The sequence below is a fragment of the Gordonia sp. DT30 genome, assembly GCF_049844915.1.
GTDB lineage: Bacteria > Actinomycetota > Actinomycetes > Mycobacteriales > Mycobacteriaceae > Gordonia.
The window spans coordinates 160248-179031 of record NZ_JBNCLY010000003.1; the positions used below are offsets into that span (position 1 = coordinate 160248).

Consider the following 18784-nt stretch of genomic DNA (forward strand, 5'->3'; position numbering starts at 1 on the left):
GGTTACTCGGACACCGGGGTGCCCGGCGCAGCGGCCGGAGCCGAAACCCCTGAAGAGGTGTGGGCCGAAGAGGTGTGTGAGATCCGGCCGGAACCGAGTACCAGGTCACCGCGCGCGTCGTCCGGCAGGTACAGCACGGCGGCCTGGCCGCGTGCCACACCGGTCAGCGGCTGCGTCAGCGCGATCTCGATGTACGGACCGTCCGGCCCGTCGACCGCGGTGGCCACCGCCGGCGCGAGACCACCATGGGCGCGTACCTGCACCATGACCTCGACCGGGCCGTCGGGAGCCTGCCCGGACGTCCACACCGCGTTACGGGTGCGGATCGACCACACATCGAGATGGTCGGCGGAACCGACGCTGACGGTGCCGCTGTCGGGATCGATGTCGGTGACGTAGCGGGGCCGGCCGTCGCCGGCCGGAGCCTCGATCCCGAGCCCCTTGCGCTGCCCGATGGTGAAGCCGTGCACACCCTCGTGCTCGGCGAGCTGCTCGCCGGACTCGGCGTCGACGACCGCACCCGGGCGGATCCCGATGCGTGCACCGAGAAATGCCTGGGTATCGCCGGTCGGGATGAAACAGATGTCGTGCGAGTCGGGTTTGGTGGCCACCGACAGACCGCGTCGGGCGGCCTCGGCCCGGATCTCGCTCTTGGGCGTGTCGCCGATCGGGAACATCGCGCGGCGCAGCTGCTCGCGCGTCAGTACCGCCAGCACGTAGGACTGGTCCTTGTCGGGATCGACCGCGCGGCGCAGTTCGTCCCCGGCGAGCTGCGCGTAGTGGCCGGTGGCCAGCGCGTCGAAGCCCAGTGCCATCGCCTTGTCGGCGAGTGCGGCGAACTTGATCTTCTCGTTGCACGTCAGACACGGGTTCGGGGTTTGACCTGCGGCGTACGCCTCGACGAATTCGTCGATGACATCGTCTTTGAAGCGGTCCGCGAAATCCCAGACGTAGAACGGGATGCCGAGGACGTCGGCCGCGCGACGCGCGTCGTCGGCGTCCTCACGCGAACAGCAGCCGCGGGAGCCGGTACGCAACGCGCCGGGCGCCGCGGACAACGCCAGATGCACTCCGACCACGTCGTGGCCTGCTTCGACCGCGCGGGCCGCGGCGACGGCCGAGTCGACTCCGCCGCTCATCGCCGCCAACACCCGCATCAGGCCGACCTCCCGCCGGGTGAGGCGACCAGTCCGGCGACGCGAGCACGCTCGACGACCTCACCGATCACCTTGCCGACGGTCTCGATGTCGGATCGGGTACTCGACGAGGCAAGGGAGAATCGCAGCGACCCACGGGCACCGGCCATATCCAGCCCCATTGCCAGCAACACATGACTGGCCTGCGCGACCCCGGCGGTGCAGGCCGAGCCGGTGGAGCACTCCACTCCCTTGGCGTCGAGCAGCATCAACAGCGAATCGCCCTCACACCCGTCGAAGGAGACGTGGACGTTGCCGGGGAGCCGGCGCTCATCGCGCGGCCCGTTGGAGCTGGTACCCGGGAGGTCGAGCACGGTGGCGAACAGTTCGTCACGCAACGCAGCGACCGCGGGCATCGACTCGGCCAGTTTCTGTGTCGCGATCCGCAAGGCGGTGGCCATGCCGACGATCGCCGCGACCGGTTGGGTGCCCGAGCGTACGTCGCGCTCATGACCGCCACCGTGAAGAAGCGGCACGCACGCCACATCGCGGCCCAGCAACAGGGCACCGATACCCTGCGGGCCACCGAACTTGTGCGCAGCAAGGCTCAGCGCGGCAAGACCACTGCCACCGAAGTCCACCGGGACGTGCCCGACCGCCTGCACCGCGTCGGAGTGCATCGGTACGCCGTACTCGGTGGCGATCGCGGCCAGTTCGGCGATCGGTTCGATCGTGCCGACCTCGTTGTTGGCCCACATGATCGACACCACTGCGGTCTCGTCGGCGTGTGCGGCGAGCTCGTCGCGCAGGGCGGCCGGCGCGACGAACCCGAACTCGTCGACGGGCAGGATCACCAGGTGCGCGCCCTGCGTGGCGAGCCATTGCGCCGAGTCGATGATCGCGTGATGCTCGATCGCCGAGATCACCACTCGCCGCCGCCGATCGTCGGCCTGCCTGCGCGCCCAATAGATGCCCTTGAGTGCGAGGTTGTCGGCCTCGGTTCCGCCGCTGGTGAAGATGACCTCCGACGGGCGCGCGCCGACCGCGGCGGCCACCGTTTCTCGCGCCTCCTCGAGCCGGCGCCGCGACCAGCGGCCGGCACCGTGCAATGACGAGGCGTTACCCGGTTGGGCGTGGACAGCATTCATCGCCTCGATCGCCTCGGGAAGCACTGCGGTCGAGGCTGCGTGATCGAGGTAGACGGGGGCGCGGCGGAGAGTGGACATGTCGATGCCAAGGATAAACGCGTGCGGGGCCCCAACCAATTCCCCCAACCGATTCCCCCGACCGATTCCCCCGGACGGTCGTTGCCGTCAGCGCACGACCTGCCCTACGTCGAGCACGCCGTGCGGGTCGTGTTGGGCGGCCAGCGCGGAGAGCCACGCGTAGGTGTCCTCGTCGTAGCAGCGCCGGATGCGCGCGGCGTCGGCGGTCGCGGCGAAGTTGGGCAGCTCGCCGCCGGTGGCCCACGGTGTCATCGCCTCGACGGTGTGGGCCGCGGCGGCGATCACCGCCTCGGCGATCGGCGGGACGAGCACGCCGACGGTATGCAGGTTCGCCGCGGCGCGACGATGGCACAGCGCGCTGCGCACTCGTGGTTCGTCGGCGAACGCCCCGCCGAGCAAGCGTAGTTCGACGACCGTCAGCGGCGACGAGGACGCCGGACCGGCGGCGGCGAGCAGTGCACTGATCGCCGCGTCGGGCAACTCCCGCAGCAGGGCGCCGCGTTCGGTGACGGGCATCGGCGCGGTGGGATCGGCATGGATGAGTCCGATCTGGGCATAGGGCATCGGCCCGAGGCCGTCGAGCAACGGCTCCCCGAGCGCTCGGATCGGCGCAACGAGGCCGGCGGCAGCCGCGAGATCACCGGCGGCGGCCACCCGGACCGCCACACTGAGGCGCCCGGCCAGCGGCTCGGGGATTCCGGGCATCTCGGGCAGGCGCAGCAGAGCCAGTGAGGTACTGACCTCCCGCGGCAGTCCCACTGCCCAGTCGCGCCAGCGGTGCGCCACCGCATCCGCATCGGCGCCATCGAAATAGATTGCGCCACCGTATATCTCAGCTATCGGCAGCAGATCCACGACCACCTCGACGATAATCCCCAGGGTGGCCTTGCCCCCGCGCAGACCCCAGAACAGTTCCGGGTTCGACTCGGGGGTGGTGTGCTTGAGGACGCCACCACCGGTGACCACCGTGATCGACCGGACGTGATCCGACGACGCGCCCACGGTCCGTACGAGTGGCCCGATACCGCCGCCGCTGAGGAATCCGGCGACCCCGACGTGCGGGGCGGAGCCGCACAGCGGTGCGAGACCGAGCGGAGCGGCGGCGTCGAGGACCTGTTGCCAGCGCACTCCTGCCCCGATCCGGGCGGTATGGGCAGCCGGATCGATCTCGCAGACATCGAGAGCGGTGGTGCGCACGAGAATCGACCGGCCGTCGACGCCGGTGGCGCCGTGCCCGGTGGCCCACACCGACACGGTCATGTCGTTGGCGGACGCGAATCCCATGACCGCACCGACGTCGGCGGCATCGAGGACGTCGACCACCGCCCACGGGTGCGCGGTGACGGCCACGTTGAAGCCGACGGTGGCGTATCCGGGGTCGGTCCGGCGGTGGACGGCGCCGCGCACGGCCCGTCGCAGCGCGGCGATGTCGGCTTGGTCGACACTGCGGGTCGAAGTCATCGGAAGCTCCTCGTGGGATCGGTGATCTCTGCCCGAGAAGCGTTCGCGCTCCCGGGGCGACCGGTCGTGGTCGCCCCATCACGCTGTCGCGGGTCGCTTGGCCGCCTCTTGGAGCAGGCTTGGCTCGACGCTCAGCGCACCCGGCGCGACTCGGCGATCAGCGCATCCGCCGCCTCGGCGGGCCCGGTGAGGCCGAGTCGGTGCGCGTGGGCGGCGATGTCGGCGAGTTCGGCGTCGCGCGCCGCCGACGAGGCGGCTCGTCGTGCCGCGAGCAACCGGCAGCGCAGCATCGACGGGACCCCGTCGCCTGCCGCGGATACCCGCGTCGCCTCGGCAAGGGCTCGCTGCCCGTCCTCGTCACGGCCGAGCAGGAAACACAGACGTGCCAGCGCGTACCCGACCGGGCCGATGCAGCCGAGCTGTCCCAGCGTTGCGACATATGAGCGGTAGGGGGTCAGATACTCCACGAATCGTGGTGCGTACGAATCGAGTTCGAGATCGGCCACGACATGCGCCAACAGCACCGCCTGACACAGCGAGGTCCAGATCATCGGCCGGTCGTCGGCGAGCCAGGAGACGATCATCTGCTCGGCCAGGTCGCGGTCGCCCTCGGCGCCGGCGATCATCGCGATCCCCGCGGCGAGCAGGATCGTGACCTGGTCATCGGTGAAGTCGGCGGCCATCATGCGGGCCCACTCCATCGGGGAAAGTTCTCCGGTGTCGGCGATCTCGTCGAGCATGCCGCGTTCGGCCGCCAATGCGAGCAGCGCGATGGTGCCCGTCCCCGCCACGTAGAGTTCGGTCATCTGGTGCACGGTGACCGCAGTCCTGAAGTGCGCCTTGGCCGTTGCGAAATCGCCGTGCCACACCGCCAGCGAGGCCTCCATCCACCGCAATTGGGCACGCAGGATCGGCAGCCGGAGCCGTTCGCTGCCGACGATCGCGCCGCGCACCAGTGATTCGGTCGCCGCGACATCACCGAGCGTCATGGTCGCCATTGTCAGTGCCGTGTCGATGATGACCTCGTCGATGTCGTGATCGGCATGGGGTATCGCCCGCAGTCGGGCGGCGAGCTCGATGGCGGACTCGGCGTACTGCGCGACACCGGAATAGGTGATCAAGCGCGCCATCAGCACATCGGCGGTGATGTCGTCGTCGTCGAGCGCTTCGGCCACGATGTCCGCACGGGCGAGGAGCCCGGCCGGGATCGCCGCATCCTTGTGATAGCACTGGCCGATCGCCGACGCCGCGAGTACGCGGGCCAGCGCGACCGGGTCGTCGGCGACGGCAACCTCGGCCCGATCGAGGACCGCCTGCAGGGTCTCGTTGTCCACGTGCGGGCCCACCCACGGCCACGAACCGCCGGAGCGGATGAGTGCGCTGGCCAGCCGGCCCACGGTCGTGGTGGCACCGCCGACGACGGCCTGGTGCATCCGCTCGCCGACGGTGGCCAGGACCGTCTCCACGTGCCCGGCGCGGGCCTGCGCCGCGAGCATCCCGATCAGCAGGTCGTCGCGCTCGGCACCGTCGGGCAGCCCGGCCGACTCGTGGGTGCGCAGTGCCACGGCGAGCCAATGCGCGGCGCTCTCCGAATCCCAGTGGGCGGTCGTCTCCTCGGCGGCCGCTCGGCATCCGGCGACCACCTCGGCGGCATCGGCGACCGGCAACGCCTCCAGCAGATGGGCGGCCCGGCGGGCCGTCGAACCGGCGGTCCGGTGGCGGGACACCACGTCGGCGACCGCGAGGTGGATCCTGGCCCGGCGCAGGGACCGGATACCGGCCAACGCCTGATCACGCAGCAGGGCGTGCGCGAATCGGGTCGACCCGCCACCGGTGGTCACGAGGATCCGGTCGTCGGCCGCCTCGTCGATGCGGTCGGCGATCTCGCCGACATCACGATCCATCACGGTGGCCAGTAGCGCGACGTCGATCTCCTCGCCGAGCACTGCCGCGTGGCCGAGGACGTCGAGCACAGCCGGATCCAATGAGGCCAGGCGTCGATCGAGGACCGACCGGATCGCGGCAGGCACCTCTTCGGTGCGGCGTTCCTCGGTGGGCAGGCGGGAGAACTCGGTGACGAACAGCGGATTGCCGCCGGTGCGCCGGACGAGCGTGTCGAGTTCGTCGACAGTCGGTTCCTCGGCGGTCACCGCCCGCACGAGCTGGGCCACCTCGCTGCGGCCGAGGTTCGGAATCTCGATCGCCACCCCGCCCGCGCGCGCCACCGCGGTGCGGTAGCGCTCCAGGTCCGCGCCGCCCTCGGGGTCGCGGACGGTCACGATCATGCAGATCGGCGCGTCGCGCAGCACCGTGGTGAGGTAGGTGAGCGATCCCAGCGTCATCGGGTCGGCCCACTGTGCGTCGTCGACGACGACGGTCAGCGGGTGCCGTGCCGACGCTTCGTCGAGCATCGTGTGCACGCGCTCGTAGACGGCGAACCGCGCGGTGTCGGCGTCGACCCCGTCCGGCACCGACAGCACCTCGACCGGGTCGGCCCCGACCGCGCGACACAGTTGCCGCAGCGGCCACCACGCGGGCACTCCCTCGGCGTCGGGACAGCGGACCCACACCACCTCCGAGCCCAGGTCGACGGCGGCCCGGGCGGCCTCCTGCGCGACCCGGGTCTTGCCGATCCCCGCCGGGCCGCTGAGGAGCAGCCAGCGGGTGCGGGTTCCGGTCATGCCGAATAGCGCTCGGATGCGGTCGATCTCGGCGACACGACCCACGAGCGGGATCTCACCGACGAGTGCGCCGGGGGTCGGCTCGGGGTCGGCGGGGCGATCGTCGCCACGCGCCGGGACGGCGACCGCGGTGGCGCCCGACCAGCCTGGTGGACGCGGCCACGCCGCGATCACCGGGTCGTGACGCAGGATCGCGCCGTGCAGGTCGACGAGCTCGGCGCCGGGCGACAACCCCAGTTCGTCGTCGAGGACGTGCTGGTGATCGGCATAGACCTCGAGCGCCTCGGTGGCCCGGCCGGCGCGGTACAGCGCAGCCATGTGCAGCCAGACTCCTCTGTCGCGCAGTCGATCCCGCGACCGAAGGGCGACGATATCGCTCAACGCCCCACCGATGTCACCCTCACCCAGGAGTGCAGTGATGTGGATTTCTTGGGTGGCCATGAGGCTTTCGGCCAGCGCCGCCGACTCGGCAGTCACCCAGTCCACGTCATCGAGTTCGCCACCGAGCAGTTCGCCGCGCCACCGGGCCAGTGCCGCCCGCGAGTCGGCGAGTGAGTCGGCCCACCGGCCCTCGTCACGGGCGCTGCGGGCGCTGCGGGCGAGGTCGGCGAAGTCGATGACGTCGAGCCGGTCCTCGCCGAGCTCGATCCGGTAGCCGCCGCCGATCCGTTCGATCGGTGACGCCTCCCCACGGCTGCGCAACGCCCGCCGCAAGTTGGAGATGTAGGCCTGCAGGCTCGTCGTCGCCGCCGGCGGCGGCCCGTCACCCCACAACGTGTCGACGAGCCGGTCGACCGAGACCACCTTGCCGCGCGCGAGCAGCAGGGTGCCGAGCACGGCACGTTGCTTGGGCGGACCGAGCTCGACCGAATCCGGGTCACGATGCACCTGCAGGGGGCCGAGCACCAGATACTCACGCACGCCGGATTCCTCACTCGCACCGTCTTCTTCGCCAGAGTGTATGCGCAGCACGGGCGCGAGGGCGGTCATCGCGTCACAATCGGCTCGTCGCTTTTGCCCGATTGGGTACCGGCCGGGTCTTCGACATCCGAACCGCCCCGCGCGTGGGCATGCCGCATGGTCGCCGTGACGGCCAGCGCACCGATGAGCGCGACGGCGCACGCCGTCCACAAGGCGGCATGCAGTCCGGCGACGAACTCGGCCGGCGAACCCCCCTGCAGCACAGAGCGACCCGGGAAGAACGCGCCGAGCGCGGCAACGCCGAGCGCGATCCCCGATTGCCGGAACACATCGTTGATGCCCGTGGCGAGACCCGCATCGTCGTGGCGGCTCTCGGCCAGCACCACACCGCTCATCACCGGGTTGAAGACGCCGGCACCGACACAGGCGAGCACGAAGCCGCCGACCATGTCCCATCCCGAACCGGACCGGCCTGCGACGGTCATCCAGGCGAGGCCGCCGGCCACCGCCACCAGCCCCCCTGCCAGCAGCGACCACGGTGCCACCCGCCCGACGAGACGGTCGGTGAGCCCCGCGACGACGAACATCGCCATGGTGCCCGGCAGATAGACCAGACCCGCCTCGATGGCGCTCATCCCGACGACACCCTGGAGGTAGATGGTGACGTAGACGAATACCGCGAACATCGACGCCGAGATGGCGAACGTGGCCACCTGCGCACCCGAGAACGCGGCATTGGCGAACATCTTCAGCGGCAATATCGGCTGCGCCACGCGACTTTCGATGACCACAAAGACGGCCAGCGCAACCGCCGCGACGCCCAGCGCCGCGATGGTGACCCGGTCGCCCCAGCCGCGGGTGTTCGCCTCGATCAGCCCATAGGTCAGTGCCGCGAGTCCCACCATCACGGCGAGCCCGCCCATCCGATCGCCGCGTCGCGGTGTCGCACTCCGCGACTCGTCGACCCACCGGGCGCCGACGATCATCGCCAGTCCGACCGGTACGTTCAACAGGAAGATGGCACGCCAGTCGAGCAGTTCGGTGAGCAGACCACCGAGCAGCGGACCGATCGCAAACGACGCGCCGATTGTCGCGCCGTACGCGGCCAGCGATCGGCTGCGCTGCGCCGCTTCGACAAAGGCGTGCGCCAGCAGGGCCAGCGAGGTGGCGAACAGCAGCGCCGCGCCCAGTCCCTGCACGATGCGCGCGAGATTGAGGGTCACCGCGTCAGTAGCGAGTGCGCACAGAGCCGAGGCTGCGGTGAACACGACCGCCCCGATCAGAAAGACCCGGCGACGCCCGATCCGGTCGGCCCAGGCGCCCGCCGACAACACGGCGGTGGCCAGCGCCAGGGTGTAGCCGTCGATGATCCACTTGAGCGCGGTGAAGTCGGCGCCGAGATCGCTGGCGATAGATGGTAGCGCCGTGTTCACCACGGCGATGTCGAGCATGAGCATCGCGGTGGCGGCACACGCCACCGCGAGGGTGACCCATTGGGTACGGGTGAATCGTCGAGTGCTCTCGGCAGGCATGGGTGAGGTCTTTCGTCGGGGCCGGTCGGTCGGCCCACCCTCACCTCATGCGCTTGGAAGCCCCTTGCCTGCCGCTTGGCCCGGCGGAGAGGTTGCCCGATGGTCCGGTCGGCGACTCATCCGGCAACCTGTCCCGCCGCCAGGGCAGAGCCGGTCCCGGCGCAGATGTTCAGTCCCGGTCGAGATAGAAGTACAGGTGCCGGCCGTCCACGACGCCACCCTTGCTGTTCATGATGCCCATCACGGTGTTCGCGTCGACCTTCTTGAAGTGGTCGATGACGGGCTGACCGTCATAAACCATCGACGCGGTCACCTCGCCGCGGAACTCGATCATCCAGAGACTGGCCTCGCCCTTGCCGAGTTCGGTGTTGGAGTACAGCTCGCCGTCGGCGTTGCGGCAGACCAGTGGCTGTACGTCGGAGTCCGAGACGAAGGTCTTGCCGTACCAGCCCACCTTGGGCAGCATCCCGTTGATCCGGTGGCCGGTGGTGAACTCACCCCCGCGCCAGCGCCCCAGCATCTCCTCTGGCCGCAGGGTCGGCAGTGCCGCCCAGATGACGTCGAGTTCGGCGTCATCGACGGTTGCGTCGCAAGCGCGCAGTTCGGCGAAGCGGGCGCGCGCCTCGTCGAACCTCGACTGCGCCGGTGAGGACAGTGTGTCGGACATGCAGGGCCCCTTCCGGCCTCGGGAACGAGGGTGTAACACTCGTCACCCCCGTCCAGCCATCGTATATGTTGGCCGATGCGGTGGGCGCGGCGGTCACCACGGCCCGCCCGATCGGATCAGCCCCTCGCACGCGGCCGCGAGCGAGCGCCGGTCGCCCGTGGGCAACTGGGGTCGGTGCAGGCCGACGTGGACGGCCACGTGCCGGCTGCGCAGCACCCGCCGGAGGGTGTCACCGGGGCCGTCGTCGCCGATGAAACCCGGTTGGGCAGTGCGGATTCCACGCGCAGTGAACCCGATCGAGATCGGCAGGATCGGCACCCCCGCGTCGAGTGCGGACTGGAAGAACGCCGGCCGGAAGCCGCCTTGGGCACGCCCGCACCAGGTGGTGCCCTCCGGGAAGACCGCGACCGATGCGCCTCGATCGAGCCCGGCGACGGTCTGCTCGATCACCGATGGCAGGGTGCGCAACGACGCGCGGTCGATGCCGATCACCCCCAATCTCCGTGCCAGCAGCGAGATCCCGGGCATCGTCGTGACGTCGGATTTGGCGACGAAGTGGGCCGGTTGCACCACCGCGATCGCCAGGATGTCCAAATATGAGATGTGGTTGGCCACGATGAGTCCGCCTGCCGGCGATCCACTGGGGCGCCGGTCGTCGATGTCGACCCGGATTCCCAACGCCCGCAGAAGCTCTCGCGCTACGCGACGCAGATAAACCCGACGCATCGAGCGCGGCGAGCAGATGATGAACAGGCCGGCGATCCCGGCCATCGCCACCACCGCGAGCAGATGGGCGATCCGCAGACCCAGCACTACCCGCCCCACCTGCGGGCCGGAGTGCTCCAGACAGTGTGCCGCGCACGGACTCGTCGGATACCAGGCGTGCGGCCGGGCAACTGCGGGCCGCGGTGGTGCGGTTGCGGGTACGACAAGCGGTTCGGCCTGCGGTTCGGCGACGCCGACCGCGGCGCTCACGACGTACCACCCAGACGCCCGATCGTGTCCCGGAAACGATCGAGATAGCGGGTGTTGGCGCCGTGCCGGTCGAGAACGGTGAGGAAGTCTCCGACGTCGAACGCCGGATCGATGGCCGGGGCGCCGCACACCTGCGCACCCAGTCTCAGATAGGCCCGCATCAGCGGCGGCAACCGCAGCCGCTCGGGTGGCTCGATGTTCTCGAGCAGCAGGCCGCCGATGCGCGGCGCAACGTGCGGGTATGCCCGCCACGGTGCGCGGTGACGTTCCTGCAACACAGCCCAGGCGCCACGTAGTGCACTCCCCCGGGTCAGACCGTCGATTCCGGGCCCGCCCAACGGCATCGACACCGAGCCGATGAGGTAGCGGTATCCCGACTCCTCGAGGTACCCGAACACCGCCGCCCACAGCAGCGCGGTGATCGATCCGTCGCGATGGCCGGCGGCCACGCAGGCCCGTCCCATCTCGACGGTCGCCGCGGCGATGCCGTCGAGTTCGGTCAGGTCGAATTCGGTGGCGCTGTACCAGCCGCCGGCGGCGATGGCCCGCGGTGGCGGCAGCAGGCGGGCACAACCGACGATGCCGTGTTCGTCATGGTGGGCGACGAGGTGTTCGCAATGGTCGTCGAAATGGTCTGCGTCTCGCTGTGACCGCGGGTCACCGATCGTGTCGGAGAACCCGGGCTCGGCCGCGAAGAGGTCGAATCGGAACTCCTGGACGGCCACCGCGTCGGCTGGGGCGTCGGTCAGCACGATCGTCAGCGGCCCGGCATGGATCAGCGTGCGACCCGACAACCGGGGCCGCGACCGATCGGGGCGGTACGGGATCGGAGTTGTCATGCCCCGAATGAAAGCCAGACCCGGCATCGCGAAGGCGACGGTGGGCCGTCGTGTCGGTGCTGGGTCGGTGAACACGTGCCGCACGACCCACCGACGACCGATCGCCGAAGAAACGCAGACGCCCCCGGCCATGAGGGCCGGGGGCGTCTGGGAAGCGGGTGACTACTTGCGCTTGTTGACCTCTTCGGTCAGCTGTGGGGCGACGTTGAACAGGTCGCCGACCACACCGAAGTCGGAGATCTCGAAGATCGGCGCCTCTTCGTCCTTGTTGACGGCGACGATGGTCTTCGAGGTCTGCATGCCGGCGCGGTGCTGGATGGCACCGGAGATGCCGAGCGCCACGTACAGCTGCGGCGACACCGTCTTACCGGTCTGGCCGACCTGGAACTGGCCGGGGTAGTACCCGGAGTCGACGGCGGCGCGCGAGGCACCGACCGCGGCACCGAGCGAGTCGGCGAGGTCTTCGACGACCGAGAACTTGTCGGCGCTGCCCACACCGCGGCCACCGGAGACCACGATCGAGGCCTCGGTGAGCTCGGGGCGGTCGCCGCCGACGTTCGGCTCGACCTTGGTGATCTTCACCGCGTTCTCCGCCTGCTCGGGAACCTCGACGTCGACGCGCTCACCGGCACCGGCCTGCGGAGCCGCCTCGACGCCGCCCGGGCGCACCGAGAACACCGGTACGTCACCCTTGGCCTGGGCTTCGACGGTGAAGGCGCCACCGAAGATCGAGTGCACCCCGACGCCGCCCTCCTTGACCTCGATGACGTCGGCGAGGACGCCCGAGCCCAGACGCACCGCAAGGCGTCCGGCGATCTCCTTGCCGTCGGCGGAGGCGGCGACCAGGATGCCGGCCGGCGATGCCGATTCGGCGATCGACGCGAGCACGTCGACCTTCGGGCTGATCAGATAGCTTGCCGCAGCCTCGGACTCGGCGACGTAGATCTTCTCGGCGCCGGCCTGCGTCAGTCCGTCGATGATGCCGTCGGCCTTGCCGGGCGCGCCGACCACGACAGCCGACGGGGCGCCCAGCACGCGGGCGGCGGTGATGAGTTCGCCGGTCACCTTCTTCAGGGCGCCCTCGGCGTCCTGCTCGACCAGAACGAGTACTTCTGCCATTTCGATTACTCCTGGATGTTCTTGGGGCCCTGCGGAATTCGCACTTGGTGCACTGATGCACCGGCGCGTGGTCCCGCGGGCAGGGTCATGTCGGCCTGGGTTACCTAGATGATCTTCTGCGCGACCAGGTACTCGGCAACCTTCACGCCGCCATCGCCCTCGTCGGTGACCCGCTCGCCCGCCGACTTCGGCGGCTTCGGGGTGGAGCTGGTGACCTGCGTGCCGGCGTTGGCCAGCCCGACCTCGTCGGGCTCCACGTCGATCTCGGCCAGCCCGACGACCTGAACTTCCTTCTTCTTCGCAGCCATGATGCCCTTGAAGGACGGGAAGCGCGGCTCGTTGATCTTCTCGTTCACGCTGACGATCGCCGGCAGCTCCGCGGTGATGTGGTAGATACCGTCATCGGTCTCGCGCTCACCGGTGAGGGTCTCGCCCTCCAGCGTCAGCTTGCGCAGATGCGTCAGGTGCGGGAGCTCGAGGTATTCGGCGATCATCGCCGGGATCGCGCCGACCCGGCCGTCGGTGGCCTCGTTACCGGCGATGACCAGTTCCACGCCCTCGACGGTGCCCAGCGCGCGGGCCAGCACATACGCGGTCTGCACCGCGTCGGAGCCGTGCAGCGCATCGTCCTTGACGTGAATGGCCTTGTCGGCACCCATCGACAGCGCCTTGCGGATCGCCTCGGTGGCCCGCTCGGGACCGGCGGTCAGCAGGGTCACCTCGCCGCCGTTGGCCTCCTTGATCTGCAGAGCTTCCTCGACCGCACGCTCGTTGATCTCGTCGAGGACGGCGTCGGCGGCCTCGCGATCAAGGGTGTAGTCGTCGTCGGAGAGCTTGCGCTCGGACCAGGTGTCCGGGACCTGCTTGATGAGAACGACAATGTTTGTCATGGGTCTTCGTCGACCTCCTGCGTCGGGTTCGGCAACTTACCGGCGGGTAAGGCCATCGGTCTCACCCACTTTAGCCCGTCCTATTATCGGGCAGAACATCGACTACCTCACAAAATGGACGGTGGACTATTGTCGTGCGGATGACCGACGTACCCCGGAGCGCCGCCCCCGGCGCGCCGCAGGCCCTTTCACCCGATGAGCAACTCGCACTCACCGGCGAGCGGACGGTCCCGGGGATCGCGGCAGAGAACTACTGGTTTCGCCGTCACGAGATCGCCTACGCACACATCCTCCGCCGATGCTCGGGCCGGCGCGTCCTGGAGGCCGGGTCCGGCGAGGGATACGGCGCGGCGATGCTCACCGATGCGGGCGCCGAGGTGCTCTGCGTCGACTACGACGAATCGGCGGTCGCGCACACCCGCCGCCGTTACCCGCAGGTCGAGATCGTGCAGGGCAACCTCATCGCACTCCCGGTCCCCGACGCGTCGGTCGATGTGGTCGTCAACTTCCAGGTGATCGAGCATCTGTGGGATCAGCCTTCCTTCATCGCCGAATGCGCGCGCGTACTGCGGCCCGGCGGCGAGCTGCTGATCTCGACACCCAACCGGATCACCTTCTCCCCCGGCCGCGACACCCCGCTCAATCCCTTCCATACCCGTGAACTCGACGCACGCGAACTCGCCGAGTTGCTCACCGACGGCGGCTTCGCCGTCTCCGCGATGCTCGGGGTGTACCACGGCGCAGGGCTGGCGCGACTCGATCGCAAGTGGGGTGGGTCGCTCATCGACGCACAGATCCAGCGCGCGCTGGCGGGCCGGCCCTGGCCCGAGGACCTCGTCGACGATGTCGCCGGGATCGAGGTCGGCGACTTCGACGTCCGCGGGGCCGGTACCACCGACATCGATTCCTCTCTGGACCTGCTTGCGATCGCGGTGCGGCCCTGACCGTGAGCCATCCCGACTCCCCGGTACCCGGACAGTTCGTCCTGGTCCTGCATTCGCATCTGCCGTGGCTGGCCAACCACGGGCGCTGGCCGGTCGGCGAAGAATGGCTCTATCAGTCGTGGGCGGCCTCGTATCTGCCCGTGTTCGCGATGCTGCGCCGCCTCGCCGACGACGGCTACTCCGACATGCTGAGCCTGGGCATCACCCCGGTCCTGGCGGCACAACTCGACGACCCGCATTGCGCAGCGTCGATGTACGAGTGGCTCGCCGACTGGCAATTGCGCGCCACCGAGGCGGCGGTCGCGACCGATACGCAACGCCGCGAGCTGGGTGCCCGCGAATATCGCAGTGCGAGTGCGGCACTCGCCGATTTCGAAAGTCACTGGCGCCACGGCGCCGCCCCCATGCTGCGTCGAGTGGCCGCCAGCGGGGTGGCCGAGATCCTCGGTGGGCCGCTGGCCCACCCGTTCGCCCCGCTGCTCGATCCGCGGCTGCGCCGGTTCTCCCTCGCCGAGGGCCTGGCCGATGCCGCACTGCGCTGCGGTACCCGGCCGCGCGGTATCTGGGCGCCGGAGTGTGCTTTCGCGCCAAGTATGGAAGTCGAATACGCCGCCGCCGGCGTCGGACACTTCATGGTCGACGGGCCGACGCTGCACGGCGACACCGCATTGGCACGGCCGGTCGGCGACACCGATGTGCTGGCCTTCGGCCGGGATCTGTCGGTCAGCTATCGGGTGTGGTCACCGAAGTCGGGGTATCCGGGTCACCCGGCATACCGCGACTTTCATACCTACGATCACGCCACCGGCCTCAAACCCGCCCGCGTGACCGGGAAAACCGTTGCAGCGAAGGATAAGAAGCCCTACGACCCGCAGCGCGCCGATCCGGTGATCGACCGTCATGTCGACGACTTCATCGGCCACGTCCGCCACCGGCTCGTCGAGGAGTCCGCACGCATCGGCCGGCCCGCGCTGGTCGTCGCGGCCTTCGATACCGAATTGTTCGGTCACTGGTGGCACGAGGGCCCGATCTGGTTGGAGCGGCTGTTGCGCAGGCTCCCCGAGGCCGGTGTGCGGGTGGGCACCCTCGCCTCGGCCGCCGCGAACGGCCATACCGGTGCGGCCGTGGGCCTTCCGCCGTCGTCGTGGGGATCAGGCAAGGACTGGCGGGTGTGGGAAGGGCCGCAGGTGTCGCATCTGGTGCAACTCAATGCCGAGGTGTCGGCGACTGCGCTCGACGCCGTCGACAAGCTCGTCGACCCGCGCGGCAGTCGTAGTCGGGTGGCCGACCAGATCGTCCGCGAGACCCTGTTGACGGTCTCGTCGGACTGGCCGTTCATGGTGTCCAAGGACACCGCCGCCGACTACGCGGTGCGGCGCGCACACACGCACGCCCACGCCACCCGCGAACTCGTCGACGCCGCCTTGCGCAGTCACGTCGGGCAGGCAGAACAGTTGCGCCGCAACTGGTCTCGCGCCGATAACCTCTTCGCCGACCTGGACGCACGCCGGCTGCACACCACCGAAGCCCTCTCGACCCGACGAGGGAGCCACTGATGCGGGTGCTGATGGTGTCCTGGGAGTATCCGCCGGTGGTGGTCGGCGGACTGGGCCGACACGTCCATCACCTGTCCACCGCGCTCGCGGCGGCGGGTCATGATGTCGTGGTGCTCACCCGGCGGCCGCCGGGCACCGATGCGGTGTCGCATCCGACCACCGACCGCGTCGCCGAGGGAGTTCGGGTGATCGCCGTCGCCGAGGATCCTCCGGAATTCGCCTTCGGTACCGACATGATGGCGTGGACGCTGGCGATGGGGCACGGATTCATCCGCGCCGGGTTGACCATCCTTGCCGGCGAACGCGGTTCGCGCGCCACCAGCTGGGCACCGGAGGTGGTGCACGCACATGACTGGATCGTGGCCCACCCGGCGATCGCCCTCGCCGAGATCTTCGACGTCCCATTGGTATCGACCATCCACGCCACCGAGGCCGGCCGACACAGCGGCTGGGTGAGCGGGCGCATCAACCGGCAGGTCCATTCGGTCGAATGGTGGCTGGCCGCGGACTCCGATGCACTGATCACATGCTCGGAATCCATGCGCGACGAGGTGAGCAGGCTCTTCGGCCCCCGGCCCGCCGACATCTCGGTCATCCACAACGGCATCGATATCCGGGCATGGCCGTTCGCGCCGCGCCCCGAGCCCACGGGCCCGCCGAAACTCTTGTTCGCCGGCCGCCTCGAATACGAGAAGGGCCTACAGGATCTCCTCGCCGCGCTGCCCCGGATTCGGCGCACGCATCCCGGCACGGCACTGATCGTCGCCGGCGCAGGTACACAGCTCGCCTGGCTGACCGAGCAGGCGCGCCGGCACCGGGTGAGCGGGGCGGTCACCTTTCTCGGCACCGTGGATCATCACGGGCTCGTCGACCTGATGCACCGCTGCGCGGCGATCGTACTGCCGAGCCGCTACGAGCCCTTCGGCATCGTCGCCCTGGAGGCCGCGGCCACCGGCATCCCGCTGATCACCTCGACGGCCGGCGGTCTCGGCGAGGCGGTACGGGACCAGGCGACCGGACTGAGTTTCGCACCGGCGGACGTGGCCGGGCTGGCCGCTGCGGTACGCACCACCTTGTCCGACCCCACCGCCGCCGCCGACCGCGCGCGGCACGCCCGGGACCGGCTGTCGGAGGACTTCGCGTGGTCAGAGGTGGCCGACCGGACCGCGGCCGTCTATGCCGCCGCCAAACGCCGCGTCCGCCCGCCACTGGCCCGACCGGTCATCGCCGAACGCCCACTGCCCGAGCGCGATCCGGGTACGGCCGACTAGCAGACCACTCGAGACTCCTACGTTCTTCCCCCACTTATCGTTTCGCTCCCCAGAAGCTTCCGGGGGACGAATCGAAAAGTGGGGGACGAAGCATTCGTCCCCCACTTTCAGCAAGTTGCGGGCCGGAGAGAATCGGCGTGCGCATAAGGGTTGGTGACGCGGTCCCGGTGAACCATCATGGCGCCGACATGCCTGGAGCCGAGCATGCCGCGAAGGAGAGCACCGGATGCCATCGATCACCGCACAACCGCGTCACCCAGCCGCCGCATGAGCGTGACCCTCACCGATCGAGAACGGGCCGCGATCGACGGTCTCGCGCAGTTCCCTCTGCTCGCCGCCATCAACGGCCGTCGCTCACGCCGGTTCCCGGTGGGCGGTGCAATCCCCTCCGGAGCCTTGTCGTTCTCCAGTTCACAAGCGCCCCAACCACTCAGCGAGGTCGAGCGGGCGCTCGTGCTGGCCACGGTCACCGGTGTCACCGGCTGGAACTTCGGCATCAGCCATCACCCGGGCTACGCGCCCGCGCTGCCCAACTACTCGGGGTCCGCGGTGGGCCGGACGTTCCCGTCGGCCGCCGGCTTCCACACCACCGACTTCTTCTTCACCGACGATTCGGGCACCTATTTCCTCTCCAGCCGCGACGCACAGCCCGCCGGCGAGGTCGACGACGGCCGGACCGACGTCGAAACATGGCTCGAGGCAACAGTTTCCCGCTACCGCAAACTATCGGACGAGCGGATATATCTGCCTCGCGAGGAACCGTACCTGGAGGGCCACAACACCTGGATCGCCAACCACCCCGGTTCGCTGCTGGTGATGCCGATCGCCGATCTCGCCCAGCACTTCATCGCCAACCTCGCGTTCTTCCTGCAGAACGGATATGGCGTCTACGACGACATCAACAACCGCGACATCCCCGGCGGCGACGACGCATCCCTACGGCACGCCGGAGATCGGTTTCCGCTGTCGTTCGTGGAGCAGTACACGCTCGCCGAGGCCAGCGCGGAACTGATCACCGCGCCCTACAACGGCCATCTGCTGCTCGGCGCGCTCGGGCTGGGCGGCTGGACCTTCGACGGCATCGACCGACTGTCCATCCTCGGCGCGTCGGGCGACCCGGACGTACCGGGACTCGGCTTCCATGTGCAGACCGACGACCGCTGGCCGCTGCCCAATCCCACCGGACTGGCGGGCGTCTTCGAAACCCTGTCGCGTCCCCACGTCGCCGACGGCGCCGAGGCCGTCGCGCAGTTCGTGGCGCGAAAGTTCGGGCCGGGCGGGCCATTTCACCCCGACACCGCAGGACCATGGCGCGAGACCGCGGCCGTGCGCGGCTGCGCCGCACCGTATGACGAGCGGTTCGTCCGGCTGCTCACCGAGCAGGTGTCCTACGTCGACGACACCTTCGGCAAGATTCCCGGAACCGTGCCGACGGTGCACGTCCTCAACTATCTACAGGCCCAGCACATCGACACCGACTTCTACGATCATCACTTCGACCCGGGCGCCTATCTGGCCACCCACCGCGATCACCAGCAGGTCTGGCACTCCTGAGCGGCAGGCCCA

14 protein-coding genes are annotated in these 18784 nt (G+C 69.5%); 4 read left to right on the forward strand and 10 right to left on the reverse strand.

Going from position 1 to position 18784, the window contains the following annotated elements:
* Window positions 1-2 precede the first annotated feature (2 nt).
* The 10 genes from mnmA to ACLQ3C_RS04520 all read right to left on the reverse strand — a co-directional run bounded on the left by mnmA (window position 3) and on the right by ACLQ3C_RS04520 (window position 13447).
* Complete coding sequence (gene mnmA / locus ACLQ3C_RS04475; RefSeq protein WP_425703809.1) at window positions 3-1157, reverse strand: tRNA 2-thiouridine(34) synthase MnmA; 1155 nt, start codon at window positions 1155-1157, stop codon at window positions 3-5.
* On the reverse strand, window positions 1157-2362 hold the full coding sequence (locus tag ACLQ3C_RS04480; protein ID WP_425703811.1) for a cysteine desulfurase family protein: 1206 nt from the start codon (window positions 2360-2362) through the stop codon (window positions 1157-1159). The genes mnmA and ACLQ3C_RS04480 overlap by 1 nt, the downstream gene beginning before the upstream one ends.
* An 87-nt stretch (window positions 2363-2449) precedes the next feature.
* Complete coding sequence (locus ACLQ3C_RS04485) at window positions 2450-3823, reverse strand: FAD-binding oxidoreductase (protein ID WP_425703813.1); 1374 nt, start codon at window positions 3821-3823, stop codon at window positions 2450-2452.
* A 131-nt stretch (window positions 3824-3954) separates the two neighbouring features.
* Entirely contained in the window at window positions 3955-7425 is a 3471-nt protein-coding gene (locus ACLQ3C_RS04490; RefSeq protein WP_425703815.1) for a BTAD domain-containing putative transcriptional regulator, read from the reverse strand.
* A gap of 65 nt (window positions 7426-7490) precedes the next feature.
* Complete coding sequence (locus ACLQ3C_RS04495; protein ID WP_425703817.1) at window positions 7491-8957, reverse strand: MFS transporter; 1467 nt, start codon at window positions 8955-8957, stop codon at window positions 7491-7493.
* A 169-nt stretch (window positions 8958-9126) separates the two neighbouring features.
* On the reverse strand, window positions 9127-9624 hold the full coding sequence (locus ACLQ3C_RS04500; protein WP_425703819.1) for a DUF4334 domain-containing protein: 498 nt from the start codon (window positions 9622-9624) through the stop codon (window positions 9127-9129).
* 93 nt (window positions 9625-9717) lie between these two features.
* Window positions 9718-10599 carry a lysophospholipid acyltransferase family protein gene (locus tag ACLQ3C_RS04505; RefSeq protein WP_425703821.1) on the reverse strand — a complete coding sequence of 294 codons (882 nt, stop codon included), beginning with the start codon at window positions 10597-10599 and terminating at the stop codon, window positions 9718-9720.
* Window positions 10596-11513, reverse strand: a complete 918-nt coding sequence (locus ACLQ3C_RS04510; RefSeq protein ID WP_425703823.1) for a GNAT family N-acetyltransferase — start codon at window positions 11511-11513, stop codon at window positions 10596-10598. The genes ACLQ3C_RS04505 and ACLQ3C_RS04510 overlap by 4 nt, the downstream gene beginning before the upstream one ends.
* Window positions 11514-11600: 87 nt before the next feature.
* Window positions 11601-12557, reverse strand: coding sequence for an electron transfer flavoprotein subunit alpha/FixB family protein (locus ACLQ3C_RS04515; protein ID WP_425703825.1), 957 nt, complete (start codon window positions 12555-12557; stop codon window positions 11601-11603).
* 104 nt (window positions 12558-12661) lie between these two features.
* The gene (locus tag ACLQ3C_RS04520) at window positions 12662-13447 is read right to left on the reverse strand and encodes an electron transfer flavoprotein subunit beta/FixA family protein (protein WP_425703827.1); all 786 of its coding nucleotides are present in this window, start codon (window positions 13445-13447) and stop codon (window positions 12662-12664) included.
* Window positions 13448-13587: 140 nt separating this feature from the next.
* On the opposite strand from ACLQ3C_RS04520, the gene ACLQ3C_RS04525 reads away from it, so the two are divergent.
* The 4 genes from ACLQ3C_RS04525 (at window position 13588) to ACLQ3C_RS04540 (ending at window position 18772) form a co-directional block, all read left to right on the forward strand.
* Window positions 13588-14391 carry a class I SAM-dependent methyltransferase gene (locus ACLQ3C_RS04525; protein ID WP_425703829.1) on the forward strand — a complete coding sequence of 268 codons (804 nt, stop codon included), beginning with the start codon at window positions 13588-13590 and terminating at the stop codon, window positions 14389-14391.
* Window positions 14392-14393: 2 nt separating this feature from the next.
* Window positions 14394-15947 carry a 1,4-alpha-glucan branching protein domain-containing protein gene (locus ACLQ3C_RS04530; protein ID WP_425703831.1) on the forward strand — a complete coding sequence of 518 codons (1554 nt, stop codon included), beginning with the start codon at window positions 14394-14396 and terminating at the stop codon, window positions 15945-15947.
* A complete protein-coding gene (locus ACLQ3C_RS04535; RefSeq protein ID WP_425703833.1) occupies window positions 15947-17218 on the forward strand; it encodes a glycosyltransferase family 4 protein in 1272 nt (423 codons plus the stop codon). The genes ACLQ3C_RS04530 and ACLQ3C_RS04535 overlap by 1 nt, the downstream gene beginning before the upstream one ends.
* Before the next feature lie 267 nt (window positions 17219-17485).
* Window positions 17486-18772 carry a hypothetical protein gene (locus tag ACLQ3C_RS04540; protein WP_425703835.1) on the forward strand — a complete coding sequence of 429 codons (1287 nt, stop codon included), beginning with the start codon at window positions 17486-17488 and terminating at the stop codon, window positions 18770-18772.
* The last annotated feature ends 12 nt before the right edge of the window (window positions 18773-18784 follow it).